The organism is Filomicrobium sp., assembly GCF_025698805.1.
In the GTDB taxonomy this organism is placed as follows: Bacteria; Pseudomonadota; Alphaproteobacteria; order Rhizobiales; family Hyphomicrobiaceae; genus Filomicrobium; species Filomicrobium insigne.
This window is the reverse complement of sequence record NZ_JAILWT010000010.1, coordinates 38,204-52,655: the sequence shown is the minus strand read 5'-3', so window position 1 is coordinate 52,655 and position 14,452 is coordinate 38,204. Positions and strand designations below refer to the sequence as shown.

Annotated in this window: 13 protein-coding genes; 6 read left to right on the top strand and 7 right to left on the bottom strand. The window is 56.8% G+C overall.

Translation table 11 applies throughout. The annotated features are described in order from the left end of the window. Position 1: 1 nt before the first annotated feature. The 4 genes from K5845_RS19160 (at position 2) to rsmA (ending at position 6,067) form a co-directional block, all read left to right on the top strand. A complete protein-coding gene (locus tag K5845_RS19160; RefSeq protein ID WP_090230648.1) occupies positions 2-2,545 on the top strand; it encodes an LPS-assembly protein LptD in 2,544 nt (847 codons plus the stop codon). Positions 2,546-2,909: 364 nt separating this feature from the next. Then, positions 2,910-4,052, top strand: coding sequence for a SurA N-terminal domain-containing protein (locus tag K5845_RS19155; RefSeq protein ID WP_160298716.1), 1,143 nt, complete (start codon positions 2,910-2,912; stop codon positions 4,050-4,052). Next, positions 4,053-5,150 carry a 4-hydroxythreonine-4-phosphate dehydrogenase PdxA gene (gene pdxA, locus K5845_RS19150; protein WP_353736558.1) on the top strand — a complete coding sequence of 366 codons (1,098 nt, stop codon included), beginning with the start codon at positions 4,053-4,055 and terminating at the stop codon, positions 5,148-5,150. It abuts the gene before it with no gap. Positions 5,151-5,188: 38 nt separating this feature from the next. After that, the gene (gene rsmA / locus K5845_RS19145) at positions 5,189-6,067 is read left to right on the top strand and encodes a 16S rRNA (adenine(1518)-N(6)/adenine(1519)-N(6))-dimethyltransferase RsmA (RefSeq protein WP_090230652.1); all 879 of its coding nucleotides are present in this window, start codon (positions 5,189-5,191) and stop codon (positions 6,065-6,067) included. A 34-nt stretch (positions 6,068-6,101) separates the two neighbouring features. On the opposite strand, the gene gmk is transcribed toward rsmA, so the two are convergent. From gmk to fabD, 7 genes are all read right to left on the bottom strand, one after another. After that, positions 6,102-6,776, bottom strand: a complete 675-nt coding sequence (gene gmk / locus K5845_RS19140; RefSeq protein WP_046478575.1) for a guanylate kinase — start codon at positions 6,774-6,776, stop codon at positions 6,102-6,104. Next, positions 6,769-7,656 (bottom strand): YicC/YloC family endoribonuclease, encoded by an 888-nt coding sequence (locus tag K5845_RS19135; RefSeq protein ID WP_046478574.1) that lies wholly within the window; start codon positions 7,654-7,656, stop codon positions 6,769-6,771. Before K5845_RS19135 ends, gmk begins: the two co-directional genes overlap by 8 nt. Positions 7,657-7,834: 178 nt before the next feature. Then, on the bottom strand, positions 7,835-9,148 hold the full coding sequence (gene mltG, locus K5845_RS19130) for an endolytic transglycosylase MltG (protein WP_287959703.1): 1,314 nt from the start codon (positions 9,146-9,148) through the stop codon (positions 7,835-7,837). Positions 9,149-9,415: 267 nt separating this feature from the next. Continuing rightward, positions 9,416-10,678: a beta-ketoacyl-ACP synthase II gene (gene fabF, locus K5845_RS19125; RefSeq protein WP_090230658.1), complete on the bottom strand. Its 1,263-nt coding sequence runs from the start codon at positions 10,676-10,678 to the stop codon at positions 9,416-9,418. Positions 10,679-10,914: 236 nt separating this feature from the next. Then, positions 10,915-11,157 carry an acyl carrier protein gene (locus K5845_RS19120; protein WP_046478571.1) on the bottom strand — a complete coding sequence of 81 codons (243 nt, stop codon included), beginning with the start codon at positions 11,155-11,157 and terminating at the stop codon, positions 10,915-10,917. A gap of 333 nt (positions 11,158-11,490) precedes the next feature. Further along, complete coding sequence (gene fabG, locus K5845_RS19115; RefSeq protein WP_090230661.1) at positions 11,491-12,234, bottom strand: 3-oxoacyl-[acyl-carrier-protein] reductase; 744 nt, start codon at positions 12,232-12,234, stop codon at positions 11,491-11,493. Positions 12,235-12,291: 57 nt separating this feature from the next. Beyond that, on the bottom strand, positions 12,292-13,239 hold the full coding sequence (fabD, locus tag K5845_RS19110) for an ACP S-malonyltransferase (protein WP_090230663.1): 948 nt from the start codon (positions 13,237-13,239) through the stop codon (positions 12,292-12,294). A gap of 419 nt (positions 13,240-13,658) precedes the next feature. Here fabD and rpsF point away from each other — a divergent pair, with 419 nt between their 5' ends. Next, positions 13,659-14,153: a 30S ribosomal protein S6 gene (gene rpsF / locus K5845_RS19105; RefSeq protein ID WP_046478568.1), complete on the top strand. Its 495-nt coding sequence runs from the start codon at positions 13,659-13,661 to the stop codon at positions 14,151-14,153. A 3-nt stretch (positions 14,154-14,156) separates the two neighbouring features. Next, complete coding sequence (rpsR, locus tag K5845_RS19100) at positions 14,157-14,396, top strand: 30S ribosomal protein S18 (RefSeq protein ID WP_046478567.1); 240 nt, start codon at positions 14,157-14,159, stop codon at positions 14,394-14,396. Positions 14,397-14,452: the final 56 nt, after the last annotated feature.

Sequence of the window (14,452 nt, the reverse complement as noted above, 5' to 3'; positions counted from 1 at the left end):
GATGCGTCGAGCGCGGAAACCGCAAAGCGTTTGCGGCAGGGGGCGCGCAGAGAAGGCAGACCGGCGGCTTTTCCGCGGTCCTGCTCGCTCGGCGATTCCCTCGGCATTCGTTGCGCCCATCCGTAACCGACTATCGGCATGTGCTGTGGCTCTAGCGGCCGCGACGGCGTTCGCTTGCCTGTCGTTCAGCCACGAAGCCGCCGCTCAGAGCGATGGCTTCAAGAAACACGCGGCACCGGCACCGACGTTCGGTAATTCATCCAGCCTCATGCCATCGACCAAAATTGATCGCTCCCAGCCTTTGTATCTCCAGGGCGACCAGTTGGTTTATGACAATTCGGGCAACACGGTCATCGCCCGCGGCAACGTCGAGATCTACTATAACAACTACATCTTAACGGCCGACGAAGTTGCCTACGATCAGAGCGCAAACACGCTAACAGCGGTTGGCAATGTTGTGCTCAAAGAACCTAATGGCAACATAATCCGTGCCGACCGCTACACGCTAACCGATGATTTCCGCGATGGCTTTGTGCAGTCGCTCAGCGTCGTCGCAAAAGACGACACGCGCATCGCTGCTGCACGCGCGACACGCCGCGAAGGCAACATCACAGAATTCAACGAAGCCAAATTCACGCCGTGTCGGACAGACGGAGGCTCGCCGCCGCTTTGGTGTATCTCCGCCCAAACGATCATTCATGATCAGCAAGCGGCAACCATCACATACCAGGATGCTCAGTTTGAGATCTTTGGCCAACCGATCTTCTATCTGCCCTACTTCCAGCACGCCGATCCTTCGGTAAAGCGCCGCTCAGGCTTCCTGATGCCAACTTACGGAACTTCTTCCGACCTGGGCTTCATGACCTCGGTTCCGTACTATTTCGCCCTGGCGCCGAACTATGATTTCACATTCCATCCTCGGTACATGACCAAGCAGGGTGTGCTCTGGCAGGGTGATTTCCGCCATCGGTTGGCGAACGGTCAGTACAATATCAAGTTCGCAGCGATCGATCAGAACTGCGGCGATCTTCCCGACTCGATCCGCGCCGACCGGGGCAGGTGCGAAGATCTCGATGGATTCCGCGGCAGTCTCGAAACAAAAGGCCTGTTCTCGCTATCAAGCTGGTGGCGCGGCGGCTGGGATATCACTCTGGAAAGCGACGACTCCTTCCGGCGCTTCTATCAACTCGACAGCATCCTGCTGACCGATCGCGTGAACCGCGTGTTCATGGAAGGTCAATCAGACCGCAACTATTTCGGTGTGAACTTGTACCACTTCGGTGGCTTGACCTTTGAGGACACGCCTCAGTCGGAAAGCCGCGTTCACCCGATCATCGACCACAACTATGTCTTCGCCGACCCGATCCTTGGCGGTGAACTCAAAGTCGATAGCAACTTCCTCAGCTTCTCGCGCGGCGACTATCATGTCGACGGCACAAGCTCGCAGGACATGACGCGTGCCATTTCGGAAGTGACATGGCGTCGTAAGCTAATCGACAACCTCGGCATCACCTACACGCCATTCGCCAACCTGCGCGGCGATCTCTACCAGATCAACAACTACATTGATCCGATAACTGGTGAGGCGGTAGCTGATGAATCAATCGCGCGCGGCGTTGCCGCTGCGGGCGCCACCGTGTCGTACCCCTGGATCGCCAGCGGTTTCAACGCAACCCACACCGTCGAGCCGATCGGTCAGATCATCGCGCGCACAGCCAGCGTGCCGCAGCGCGAGTTGCCTGATGAAGATGCCAAGAGCTTGGTGTTCGACGACACCACCCTATTCCTCTTCGACAAGTTCTCCGGCTATGACCGTGTCGAAACCGGTACGCGCGCCAACGTCGGCGTCCAGTATACGTTCCAGGCTAATACTGGGGGATATGCTCGGCTTCTCGCAGGTCAAAGCTTTCAACTCGCAGGCGACAACCCCTTCGCCAACCCTGGATACGTCGATCCAAACGCACCGCCTAGCGAGCGCAACCCCGTGTTCAATCCGAATAGCGGCCTTGAGACCCGCGAGTCGGATTATGTGGTCGGGCTATACTTGGCACCAACGGATGCGTTCCGTTTGATCTCTCAAAGCCGCTTTGACGACAATAACTTAGCGTTACGTCGTCAGGACGCTGCGCTTCTTGCCAGGTTTGGGCCGTTCTTTGGCGACGCCACCTACACATATGCGCCGGACACAGCCAACCTGAGTAACTATCCTCTTAGCGGCGGCTACAGCGACGACGACCAGCAAGACATTTCTGGCTCGCTGGGTGTGCAACTTACGGAAAATTGGAGCGTTCGCGGACGCATTCGCTATGACATTGATGATGACTTCGTGCTGAGCGACGCAATTCAGCTGCGCTATGCCGACGAGTGCTTCGTACTGACCGCAACCTACGCCGAAAACTTCTACAACGATCCTCTGCGCGACATCGACACCGATCGCACACTATTCCTGCGCTTCGAACTCAAGCATCTTGGCGACTTCCAGTACAAGACCGACGCGCTCGACTACGTCATGGGCGATCAGCAGCCGCCGCATTCGCCGCAATAACGGGATGCATCTCGTATGCGTCGGCAGCACCTTAGCTTGCATAGGCTCACATGAGCTTGGGGTTTGCGTCCCGGGCTATGATGGCGGGGAAACTCAGGCACAGCTCCACAGCGGACTGATGGCAACCCTTGGCCGTTCAAGCGCATAATGCTATTTGCTGCAGATCTTTCGCCATGCCCTCGCCGAGGTTGATGGTTAGTCTTCAACAATCTGCGGGATGACAGCCAACGGACAGAATAGGGCTGCGCCCTTACTTCGAGAGCTTAAAACAAGGCCAATTGCGATGCCCCGATCCCGTCTCTTCTGCCCGCGCTTAGTCCGCTCGGCTCTTTGCAGCGTGATCGCCCTCGGAAGCTGGGCTGCCTTGACCTCCACAGTCAGCGCCGATCCCGCCGCTTTGGCGCGCGCATCTGGCGCCATGGCCAAGGCTCACGGAGCTGCGCTGGTACACGTCACCGCTAGTCGCACACAAGGCATCGCCGTTCTGGTCAACGACGAACCTATTACGAATTACGAAATCGAATTGCGCCAAAAGCTTCTGGCCATGAATGTCGGCGGCCTACAAGAACGCGCGCAAGCAAATTTCAAAAAACTTGTCAAAGCTGAGAGCACGAACACGAAGCTCAAGGCTATCCTGGACACCACGATCAAAGCAAATCAGGGCAAGTCTCGCGAAGAGATCCTGGCCATCTTCGAACAGAAGAAAAAGGACTTTGCCAAAGGTCTACAAGAACAGGCCGTCTCTAGCGCGCGTGCAAGCGTTCTGCCTGGGCTACGCAAAAAAGCCCTCGAAGAATTGATCGAGGAACGTCTAAAGCTCCAAGAAGCCAAACGGCTCAATGTTCTGGCTGAAGACGACGAGGTCAATAAAATCATCGCCGGCTTGGCTGAACGCAATAAAATGAATGAAAAGCAATTCGAAGCCCATATGAAGAAAATGGGTACCGATGTTTATACGATGCGCACGAGATTCCAGGCCATGATGTCCTGGCAAAACGTCGTGCGCCGCCAGTTTGGACATCAGATCGCAATTACGGACCGCGACCTGGACCGCGCCGTTTCCCAGGTTCAGGCTGAAGACCAGACCGAACTGAACCTTCAACGCATTGTGCTCATCGTGCCGGACAAGGTCGATCAAGCCGTCGTGGCACGGCGTCTGCGCGAAGCCAGCGCGCTACGCCAGAATTTCAAAGGCTGCTCCATGACGGGCACGCTCGCAAAATCCGAAGGCGCGACACGTTTCGATAATATTGGCCCACGGGCCGCTTCAACCATCGCTGAACCGACGCGGACGCTGCTACTCAACGCGAGTGATGGGGAAATGCTCCCCGCCACAGTTGGGTCGGAAGGGATCGAGCTTTGGGTGCTATGCGGCCGCAAGGTAGTGGAAGCAAAGGAAACCCAGCGCGACGAAGCTGTAAAAGAATTGCGGCAGCAGGAATTCAACGTGCTCGCTGAGCGTCACCTGAAGGACCTGCGTCAGGACGCGCACATCGAGTATCGCTAGGTGATCAACGCACCGTCGCAAACAAATCATAGTGGACCCGCATCACCGGCTCCTCCCGTACTCACGATGGGAGATCCTGCCGGGATAGGCCCGGAGATCACATTGCTCGCTTATGAGCAACGATCCAAGCGCGCTTTACCTCCATTCGCGATCTATGCGGATCCCGCCATGCTTGAGGCCCGTGCGAGAGACATCGGGCTCATCACAAAATGCATAACGGTTGCAGATCCTCGTGCGGCAACGGACAGCTTTGAACGCGGCTTGCCAGTCATTCCAATAAGTCTCGCAAAACCAGCTGCGCCCGGCGACCCTGATCCTGAAAACGCTCAAGCCGTCATCACATCTATCGAGGCAGCGACCGCCGCTGTCTTTGCCGGTTCCGCGGCCGCGGTCGTAACCAATCCGATCGCAAAATCCGTGCTGTATGCCTCAGGTTTCAGCTATCCGGGCCACACTGAATTTCTCGCTTATCTCGCCGACTGCGCGAAACCCGGAAGCAAAACACATCCTGTCATGATGCTAGCTTGTGATGAGTTGCGCGTCGTACCAGTTACCATTCATATTCCGCTGTCGAACGTCCCTCAGGCATTGACCCAGGAACTCATTGTCGAAACGGTCAGGATCACAGCGGAAGCCCTGGAGCGCTACTTTGAGATAGATTCACCCCGCATCCGTCTTGCCGGTCTCAATCCACACGCCGGAGAATCTGGAAGCATCGGCACAGAAGAACAATCGACAATTAAGCCTGCCATCCACACCCTACGCGCACTGGGCATCAACGCGACTGGTCCAGCCCCCGCCGACACAATGTTTCACGAAGCAGCTCGGAAGACCTATGATGTTGCCGTCGCGATGTATCACGACCAAGCCTTGATCCCCATCAAAACGTTGGCCTTCGATCGCGGCGTCAACGTAACGCTTGGCCTACCCTTCATCCGCACATCTCCCGACCACGGAACCGCATTCGATATCGCCGGCCAAAGCCGCGCTTCACCCGAAAGCCTGATAGCAGCAATCCACATGGCGACCACAATGAAGTCCGCTGAAAACGCGTTCTTGGCTCAGCGTTCGCTTGAAGCCGCGGGACCTCACCGGTGAGCGAAAAATCCGCAAGAGCATCGTCCCCACGCACATCAATGAACGCAGCGGCCCAAAGCGATAACCTGCCACCGCTGCGCGATGTCATCGAAAAACACGGCCTCATCGCAAAGAAAAGTCTGGGTCAGAACTTCATTCTGGACCTGAACTTGACGCGGAGAATTGCCCGCGCCGCTGCCCCGCTTGAAAATTGTACCGTCGTGGAGGTCGGCCCCGGTCCGGGCGGATTGACCCGCGGCCTCCTGATGGAAGGAGCCCACCGCGTCGTCGCCGTTGAGCGTGACCATCGCTGCCTCGCAGCCCTTGCCGAAATCGCCGACAGATATCCCGGCCGTCTTGCCGTGCATGAGGGGGATGCGCTCAAAGTCAACTGGCAAAAACTTCTTGAAGACACTAATACTGACGAGACAATCATCGTTGCCAATCTTCCCTACGGAGTAGCAACTGCGCTTCTAACGAACTGGCTCGAAGCAGAACCTTGGCCACCTTGGTACAAGCGCATGGCCTTGATGTTTCAGAAAGAGGTCGCGGAGCGCATCGTTGCAGAACCGGGCACCAAGGCCTATGGCCGCCTTGCCGTCATTGCGCAATGGCGTACGCGCCCCCGTATCGTACTCAACCTCAAGCCGGAAGCCTTCACCCCGCCTCCCAAGGTGTCATCATCAGTCGTCTTCTTCGAACCTCGGCAGAACCCCACTCCCTCCTGCTCCCCACAAACGCTGGCCCGCGTCACAGCCGCAGCCTTCGGACAACGCCGTAAGATGTTACGTCAAAGCCTGAAGACACTGACACCCATGCCGGAGTTGCTCCTGCACAAGACCGGAATATCGCCCGAACTACGCGCTGAAGCATTGACCGTCGCACAATTTGCCGAGCTCGCGGCGGCCTTTGATGCCGGCGCGGGCCCCCCGCGCTGACACGCCTCGCACGCGCCGTCTAAACCGCATCTATTCACACGGCTTTGCCAAGATCCTTGTGCAGCTTCGCTACAAAATCAGGAAGCCCCTTCAAGCGCTGCCGGCGTGCACGCTCGGCTAATAGAATCGCACGCAGTTCTGCGAGGCTTTCCTCAACGTCGAAATTAACGATCACATAGTCGTATTCATCCCAGTGACTGATCTCATCAGCCGCCTGAGCCATGCGCTGGGCCACAACGCTAGCACTATCCTGATTGCGTCGCTCCAAACGCTCCGCAAGCGCAGCTGCCGTCGGTGGCAGGACAAACACGCGCACAACATCCTCGGCGATTTTTTCCGCGAGCTGGCGCGCACCCTGCCAATCAATGTCAAAGAGAACATCGTGCCCCGTTCGCAGCATGGCCTCGACGCTATCACGAGGCGTGCCGTAGAGATTGCCGAACACCTGAGCCCATTCGAGCAGCCGGCCGCCCTCGCGCATCTCCGTGAACGTGCTCTCGCTGACAAACCAATAGTCTTGTCCGTCAACCTCGCCAGGCCGAGGAGGCCGCGTCGTCACTGAAATCGACATCGAAAGCTGCGAGCCTTCGACGTCCAGCAGCCGTCGCGAAAGCGTTGTCTTGCCGGCGCCTGAGGGTGAGGACAACACCAACAGCAGGCCACGCCGTCCAAGTGATGCGTCACCGGTTTGCGCAGGTCCCTCACTCAATGTTTTGCACCTGCTCGCGCATCTGATCGACGAGCACTTTCAAGGCAAGCCCTGCTTGAGTGATGCCTTCGTCGTTTGATTTCGAACACAACGTGTTGGCTTCCCGATTGAATTCCTGAGCCAGGAAATCCAGCTTACGACCAATGACACCGCCACTTCGCAAAAGATCTCGCGCAGCCGCCACATGCGAGCGCAAGCGCTTCAGCTCCTCTTCTACATCCGACCGCGTCGCCAGAATAACCGCTTCCTGATGCAATCGCACTGGATCTAATGCTTGCCCCGTCTCGACAAGACGCGCGACCAGTTCCGTAAGTCGCTGCTTGACCACGTCCACCTTTCGCGACGGTGAACGCTCAACTTGATCGACAAGCGCTTCGATCTCATCGAGCTGCTGAGAAATAACTTGAGCAAGACGAGCCCCCTCGTCTCCGCGAGCTTGCGCCACTTGCGTCAAAGCCTCACCCAGCGTCGCAAACACTGCCGCTGTGCGGGCCGCAACCTCTTCTTCATCAACTGCGACCTCGCCGACCTCAAGAACACCTTTTATGCTCATAAGGTTAGCCACATCAGGCATGTCACCGCCGACCAATTCCTGCATGCGCCGGGAGGCCCTGATAACCTGCGCCGCGACTTCTTCATTGAGCCTCACCTCAATGTCACTAGTCGGTCGCTGCATCGTCAGTGTTGCCGACACGTTGCCCCTGGTGAGAAGTTTAGAGATCGCTTCCCTAACCTTAGGCTCAAGCACTTCCAGCCCCGGCGCCAGACGAATACGCAAATCGAGCCCACGGCCGTTAACACTGCGTACTTCCCAGAACCAGGAAGAGTTGCCGTTACTGCCATCGGCCCGGGCGAACCCGGTCATACTGTTCAGGGTCATGAGAAATTAGAGCCTGGTTATTGAGGATTGACGATCAAGACAGGCACCGCCCTAAAAAACGGCTAAACCCGGCGGGAACTTATCCGCTTCCAACCGCTGCAACAAGCTCACGCCCCGCCGTACAAAAACTTTTACATGACAAATAATACGTATGCGCACCAATTCGGGACGCTGCGCCTCACCGCGGCTTGCGCACCGGAATAGGAACCGCGCCTGCAACCGGCAACGTCACAGCGGCGGTGCCGGGTTCAGCCGCAGCAGCTTGCGCGGCAACATTCGCATCGGCCTGATCCGATGCCTCAGCAGAATCCGAGCTATTAGCACCCTTCTCAGCGGCAGCGGCCTTCGCCTTCGCGCGGGCCTCACGCTCAATCTTCCGCCAGTCTGCGACAGCCTCGTTATGCTCTTGCAGAGTCTCGGAGAACGTATGCCCGCCAGTGCCATCAGCGACAAAATAAAGGTCTTTTGAATTTGATGGATTCAGCGCCGCTTTAATTGCATCGCGCCCTGGATTGCATATCGGCGTCGGTGGCAATCCAGAAATATGATACGTGTTGTAGGCTGTTTTTTCTTTGATATCAGAGCGATAAATCGGTCGCCCCAAGCTACCCTGACCACCGACAATACCATAGATAATTGTCGGATCTGACTGGAGCCGCATCCGTTTCCGCAAGCGATTGACAAACACTGCGGCCACACGATCGCGCTCATCTGGCTCGCCAGTCTCCTTTTCGATAATCGACGCGAGAATGACAGCCTCTTCAGGTGAAGAAATCGGCAGATCAGCCTGCCTTGTTTCCCATGCTTCCATGAGAACCCGACGTTGCTCCGCGCGCATGCGATCAACCAACGCTTGGCGATCCATTCCGCGCGAATAAGCATACGTATCCGGCAGCAGCGATCCTTCAGCAGGAATAGCGGTGATCTCACCGGTTAGGTTCGTATCTGCCCTGATCCGCTCAACGATCTGCTGACTGGTCAGCCCCTCTGGGATCGTAAGCTTGTATTCAATCGCCCGTCCTTCCGAAAGTTCGGAAAGAACAGCGCGCATGCTTGCCGCCTTCTCAATCTCAAACTCGCCGGCCTTCAGATCTAACCGCTCGCCATTCAGCACGTTGCGTACGAGGTGGTTGATAATAAAGGTCCAACGGTTGGCGATGATCCCTTCGCGCTCCAGGCGGGTGGCAATCTCGATACGTCCCTCACCTCTCGGAATCACGATCGTACGCGACACCTCGAGCGGACCAGGGCTTTCAAACTGATGATTAAGCAGAAACATGGCGCCGACCAAAACCACCATCACGACAAGGAGGGTGGTCAAGACACCACTGATCACACGCACAAATCCGCTCAATGAACTGCGGCCGCGGCGATGTTTACGTCCACGTGGACGCTCGGGAGCTCGTGAAGGTTCCAGCATTTCAGCAGGACTGCGAGGTCTGATTGATCGGCCGCTAGAGGGCAATTCCGGTTCCAGGCGACGCATGCTCATCAAACGCTACCCTCCTTCTAAAGGACCCGGAAAATCTCTACGAGCGGTATCCTGGTCAGGCTGGTCGGCCCCGAACATACGCCAACGAAATATCACTCTTTACGCATCACAGGAGCGAAACCTGCCAATCTGCGAAAAGATTGTTGCGAGGAACCTAGCGTCAAATATGGCAAAACGTCGAACAAACGCACCAAGACGCAAACAGTGTCCAGGACCTGTTACATCCTTGCCGACAACGACGACACGCTGACCTGCGCGAAGACGCAGTTACGCGACTCGGCGCAGGATCAGAGAAGCATTGGTACCGCCAAACCCGAAGGAGTTGGACAAAACTGTATTGATTTCGATCTTCTTGGCCTCATGCGCCGCGAGATCAATCGCAGTCTCAACCGATGGATTATCAAGGTTCAGCGTAGGCGGCGCGACGTTGTCACGAATGGCAAGCGTCGAGAAGATCGCCTCGACAGCACCCGCAGCCCCGAGCAAATGCCCGATGGCAGACTTTGTCGACGACATCGTTAGCTTAGCGGCCGTATTGCCAAATAACCGCTCCACCGCACCAAGTTCGATCTCATCGCCCATAGGTGTCGATGTACCATGCGCGTTCACATAGTCGATATCCGACGCAGCCAGCCCTGACTTCTTCAAAGCCGCCTTCATGCACCGATACGCGCCATCTCCGTCTTCAGCCGGTGCCGTGATGTGATAGGCATCCCCCGACATGCCGTAACCAATGACTTCGGCGTAGATGTGTGCTCCGCGCGCCTGCGCATGTTCTAGCGTTTCGAGCACAACGATACCGGCACCTTCACCCATCACGAACCCGTCGCGATCCTTATCATAGGGCCGCGAAGCTTTTTGAGGCGTATCGTTATACTGGGTCGAAAGCGCCCTGCAGGCCGCGAACCCGGCCATCGCAATGCGACAGATCGGGCTTTCCGTGCCTCCAGCAACCATGACCTCAGCATCGCCCAGCGCGATCAGGCGGGCCGCGTCACCGATTGCGTGCGCACCCGTCGAGCAAGCCGTGACGACTGCGTGATTGGGACCCTTCAATTGATGTCTGATCGACACATAGCCGGATGCCAGGTTGATCAAACGACCGGGAATGAAGAATGGGCTAACGCGCCGCGGCCCCTTTTCCTTGAGCAGGATCGACGTATCCGCGATCCCGGATAGCCCGCCGATACCTGAACCAATAAGAACGCCGGATTGCTCCTGCTTTTCTTTGGTATCCGCCTTATATCCAGAATCGGCCAACGCCTGATCGGCAGCCGCCATAGCATAGACGATAAAATCGTCTACCTTGCGCTGCTCTTTTGGCTCCATCCAATCGTCTGGATTAAACAGACCATCTTCCGTGGAACCTCTGGGAACGAAGCAAGCAATCTGCGAGGAAATGTCCGAAACCTCGAATTCCTCGATACGGCGTGCGCCGTTCTTCCCCTGAAGCAAACGCGACCAGGACGCCTCCACACCACAGCCGAGCGGCGTGACTAAACCGAGTCCTGTAATGACAACGCGGCGCATATTCGAATAACCCGATTGTCGTAAAATCTGCCGCTAAAACCGGCAGACAAATAGACCGATGCCGGTGCCCACGCAAATACCTATGAATGAATATACCCACCCGCTTAAAGCGAATAGAGCGTGGCACAGGCGCCTTGTGGACGGCCTTGTAAGCTTAACGGGCGGGGAACCTCGCACACGAGCGGCGCACCCCACCCCGCTATAAAATCCGACCGAAAAAACCCAATCGCGCCGTCTCAGGCTGCGCTTGCGTTCTTTTCCAGGAATTTAACGGCATCGCCGACCGTCAGAATGTGCTCTGCGGCATCATCAGGGATCTCGCAGCCGAATTCTTCCTCGAAGGCCATGACCAGTTCGACGGTATCCAGACTGTCAGCGCCCAAGTCGTCGATAAAGCTGGCGTTCTCGGTCACCTTGTCGGCCTCCACGCCCAGATGCTCCACGACGATCTTCTTTACGCGCTCTGCGACATCGCTCATCTTAAATCCTCTTGTCCTATTAGCTCATCATTAGGCTTTGTAGCCCGGAATTCGTACTTTGGGCTGGGACATTGCTATCCTCGGTACGACCGCCCTGCAGAGCGCAACCCGTTCACACGCGGTCGTCTGGATCTTCAGACCTTCCAAAAATCCCTCGCGACCAACACGGTCTCAGCCCATCTGTCAAACCGCCAAGCGACGGCTCGGTATCACACTTCCCCTGTATTGGCCAGCGACACAAAGTCGACGACGGCAGGCCATTTCTAATTGCGAATTCGATGATCGCAACCCTTAAAAATCGCGACAAAATTCGCTGCAGTGCACGGTAGCGGTTTAGGGCATCGCCATGCCTCCATTGACATGCAACGTCTGTCCCGTCACGTAACCGCCCGCGTTGCTCGCGAGATAGAGCGCTGCCGCGGCTATATCACTTGGCTCACCGAATCGCTGCGCAGGGATCATCTTGGCGATTTCTTCAGTCTGTTTTTCGTTCAGCACATCTGTCATCGCCGTCTTGATAAACCCTGGCGCAATACAGTTAGCCGTAATACCGCGCGATGCAACCTCGCGAGCCATTGACTTCGTCATACCAATGACGCCGGCCTTTGAAGCCGCATAGTTTCCCTGTCCCGGGTTACCGAACACACCCGATACGGACGAGATATTGATGATCCGCCCATACCCGGTTTTGTTGCGCATCATATGACGTGCCCCGGCACGCATCAGCATGAATGTCGACGTCAGATTGACCGCGATGACGTCATCCCACTGCTCATCTTTCATGACCATGAAGAGATTGTCTCGCGTCAACCCTGCGTTGTTGACAAGAATATCGAGCCGCCCCATCGCTGCGATCGCATCGTCAACCAATTTGGCAACACTCTCGCGATCCGCGAGATCGCAAGGAAGAACATGAACGCGATCACCGAGTTCCGCCGCTAAAGCCTCAAGTTTATCTTTCTGTCGCCCGGATATCCCCACCACGGCTCCAGCTTCGTGAAACGCGCGGGCTATAGCCCCGCCGATTCCACCTGTTGCTCCCGTCACAAGGGCAGTCTTGCCGGTAAGATCAAACATCACGTCCTAATCGTCCTTTTTCGAAGTCTCGCAGCGCGTACACGAAGCGACCAATCCTTACAATCCAAGGGCAGTCCGCGCCGCCTCAATATCGGCAGGAGCACTGACGCTCATAGCCTTAATCGACTTGTCGATACGTCCACAGAGCCCCGCCAGCACTTTGCCGGCACCGATCTCGTAGACTTCGGTGATTCCATTTTCTGCCATGTAGGTAACAGTCTCGCGCCACCGAACCGTGCCGGTGACCTGTTCGACAAGTAGATTGCGGATATCTGCAGGCTCATTGACTGGGCCGGCAAGCACATTGGCAATCAAAGGCACCATCGGAGGCTTGATGTCGACTTGCGCCAGCGCTTCGGCCATCGCATCTGCTGCGGGTTGCATCATTTCACAATGGAACGGAGCCGAAACCGGCAACGGCACTGCACGACGCACGCCGTGCTTCTTACCGATCTCCGCAACCCTGTCGATCGCACTTTTGTGGCCCGACAGAACGACTTGCATAGGCTCATTGTCGTTTGCCACTTGGCAAACATCACCTTGCGCAGCCTCCGCCGCAACGGTCTGCGCAACATCGAGCCCAACACCGAGAAGAGCGGCCATGGCGCCCTGGCCAACGGGAACAGCCGCCTGCATAGCGAGCCCCCTAAGACGCAACAAACGCGCCGTATCCGCCAAACTGAAGGAGCCAGCAGCGGCTAAGGCACTGTATTCACCGAGAGAATGCCCTGCTACATAGCGAACCTTATCACGCAGATTCAGGCCGAAGTCCTTCTCCAACACCCGCATGACAGCCATAGACACAGCCATAAGGGCAGGCTGGGCGTTTTGAGTAAGCGTCAGTGTTTCCTTCGGGCCCTCAAAGATGACCTGAGAGAGCTTCTCGCCAAGTGCCTCGTCCACCTCAGCAAAAACTTCCGCCGCCGATTTAAAGTTTTCGGCAAGTTCTCGTCCCATTCCAACGTCTTGGCTGCCCTGGCCGGGAAATACGAATGCAACCGTCACAATAACGAGCTTCCTTCGGGCTGGGGCCATCACGGCCCTGTGAAATGTTTAATATCCGGCCGCGCTTAAGGCATGCGCAGTCGTGATCTGTCAAGCTGCAGCCGCCCGCGGGTTCCTTCAAACCTGCCTCTAACGCCGACACCCCCGCCCGCCTCATAAAGACGAAAGGTCCGCTGGGCTGCAAAGCAAATTAGTTGATGTTTCTCCAAACCCATGTATAAACCGCCCCTCTACCAGCTCCGGCTGGAGGCTGAATGGGAACGCCGAGTATTTGGCGTGAGGTATTTGCCTGTTTCCCAGTGTCTCCGCTCTCGTGGGTTTCTCTGGTGGGCCTTTCACGCTCGCAAACGAGCGGCCAGGGCCTGCAAGGGGCTTTGCGCCGGGACTGACAACATAGAAACAGAAGGGCCAGAAGCGGTATGCCGCTATACGAGCATATTTTTCTTGCGCGCCAGGACGTATCAAACGCCCAGGTCGAGCAACTCACAAAAGAATTCTCCGACATCATCACTGAAGGCGGTGGAAAGATCGCCAAGTCGGAGTATTGGGGCCTCAAAGCCCTCGCCTACAAGATCAAAAAGAGCCGCAAAGCGCATTACACGCTGCTCAACATCGAAGCTCCCCATGACGTGGTCGCTGAGATGGAGCGCCGCATGGGGCTATCGACCGACATCATCCGCTTCATGACCATCCGCGTCGAAGAGCATGAAACCGAGCCATCCGTGATGATGCGCAAGTCTGACCGCGACGATTCACGCGGTGGCCGCGGTGGCTTCCGCGGCCCACGTGGCGAAGGCGGCGGCTTCCGTGGCGGTGATCGGGGTGATCGCCCACCGCGCGGCGATCGTCCAGGCGGCCCGCGCGGCCCGCGCCCCCCTCGCGATGAACAAGCAAACTCTGGCTCGGAGGAATAAGAAATGGCTGCAGCAGGACCTCGCCGCCCGTTCCACCGTCGCCGCAAGACGTGCCCGTTTTCCGGCGAAAGCGCTCCAAAGATTGACTATAAGGACGTCCGTCTCCTCGGCCGTTACGTCTCTGAGCGCGGCAAAATCGTTCCGAGCCGCATTACCGCTGTCTCGGCAAAGAAACAGCGCGAACTGGCCAGAGCCATCAAACGCGCTCGCTTTCTGGGCCTTCTGCCCTACGTGATCAAGTAAGTCGGCTTATCAGCCGATAAACACCTGCAGGCGCTAAGCCTGCGAATTTAAAGCTA

What these genes read in the sequence shown, in the direction of transcription:
- fabG (WP_090230661.1), bottom strand. Translation starts at nt 12,234, where the DNA reads ATGTTTGATCTTACCGGCAAGACTGCCCTTGTGACGGGAGCAACAGGT.
- fabF (WP_090230658.1), bottom strand. Translation starts at nt 10,678, where the DNA reads ATGCGCCGCGTTGTCATTACAGGACTCGGTTTAGTCACGCCGCTCGGC.
- rpsF (WP_046478568.1), top strand. Translation starts at nt 13,659, where the DNA reads ATGCCGCTATACGAGCATATTTTTCTTGCGCGCCAGGACGTATCAAAC.
- K5845_RS19160 (WP_090230648.1), top strand. Translation starts at nt 2, where the DNA reads ATGCGTCGAGCGCGGAAACCGCAAAGCGTTTGCGGCAGGGGGCGCGCA.
- rsmA (WP_090230652.1), top strand. Translation starts at nt 5,189, where the DNA reads ATGAACGCAGCGGCCCAAAGCGATAACCTGCCACCGCTGCGCGATGTC.
- K5845_RS19120 (WP_046478571.1), bottom strand. Translation starts at nt 11,157, where the DNA reads ATGAGCGATGTCGCAGAGCGCGTAAAGAAGATCGTCGTGGAGCATCTG.
- K5845_RS19135 (WP_046478574.1), bottom strand. Translation starts at nt 7,656, where the DNA reads ATGACCCTGAACAGTATGACCGGGTTCGCCCGGGCCGATGGCAGTAAC.
- rpsR (WP_046478567.1), top strand. Translation starts at nt 14,157, where the DNA reads ATGGCTGCAGCAGGACCTCGCCGCCCGTTCCACCGTCGCCGCAAGACG.
- mltG (WP_287959703.1), bottom strand. Translation starts at nt 9,148, where the DNA reads ATGAGCATGCGTCGCCTGGAACCGGAATTGCCCTCTAGCGGCCGATCA.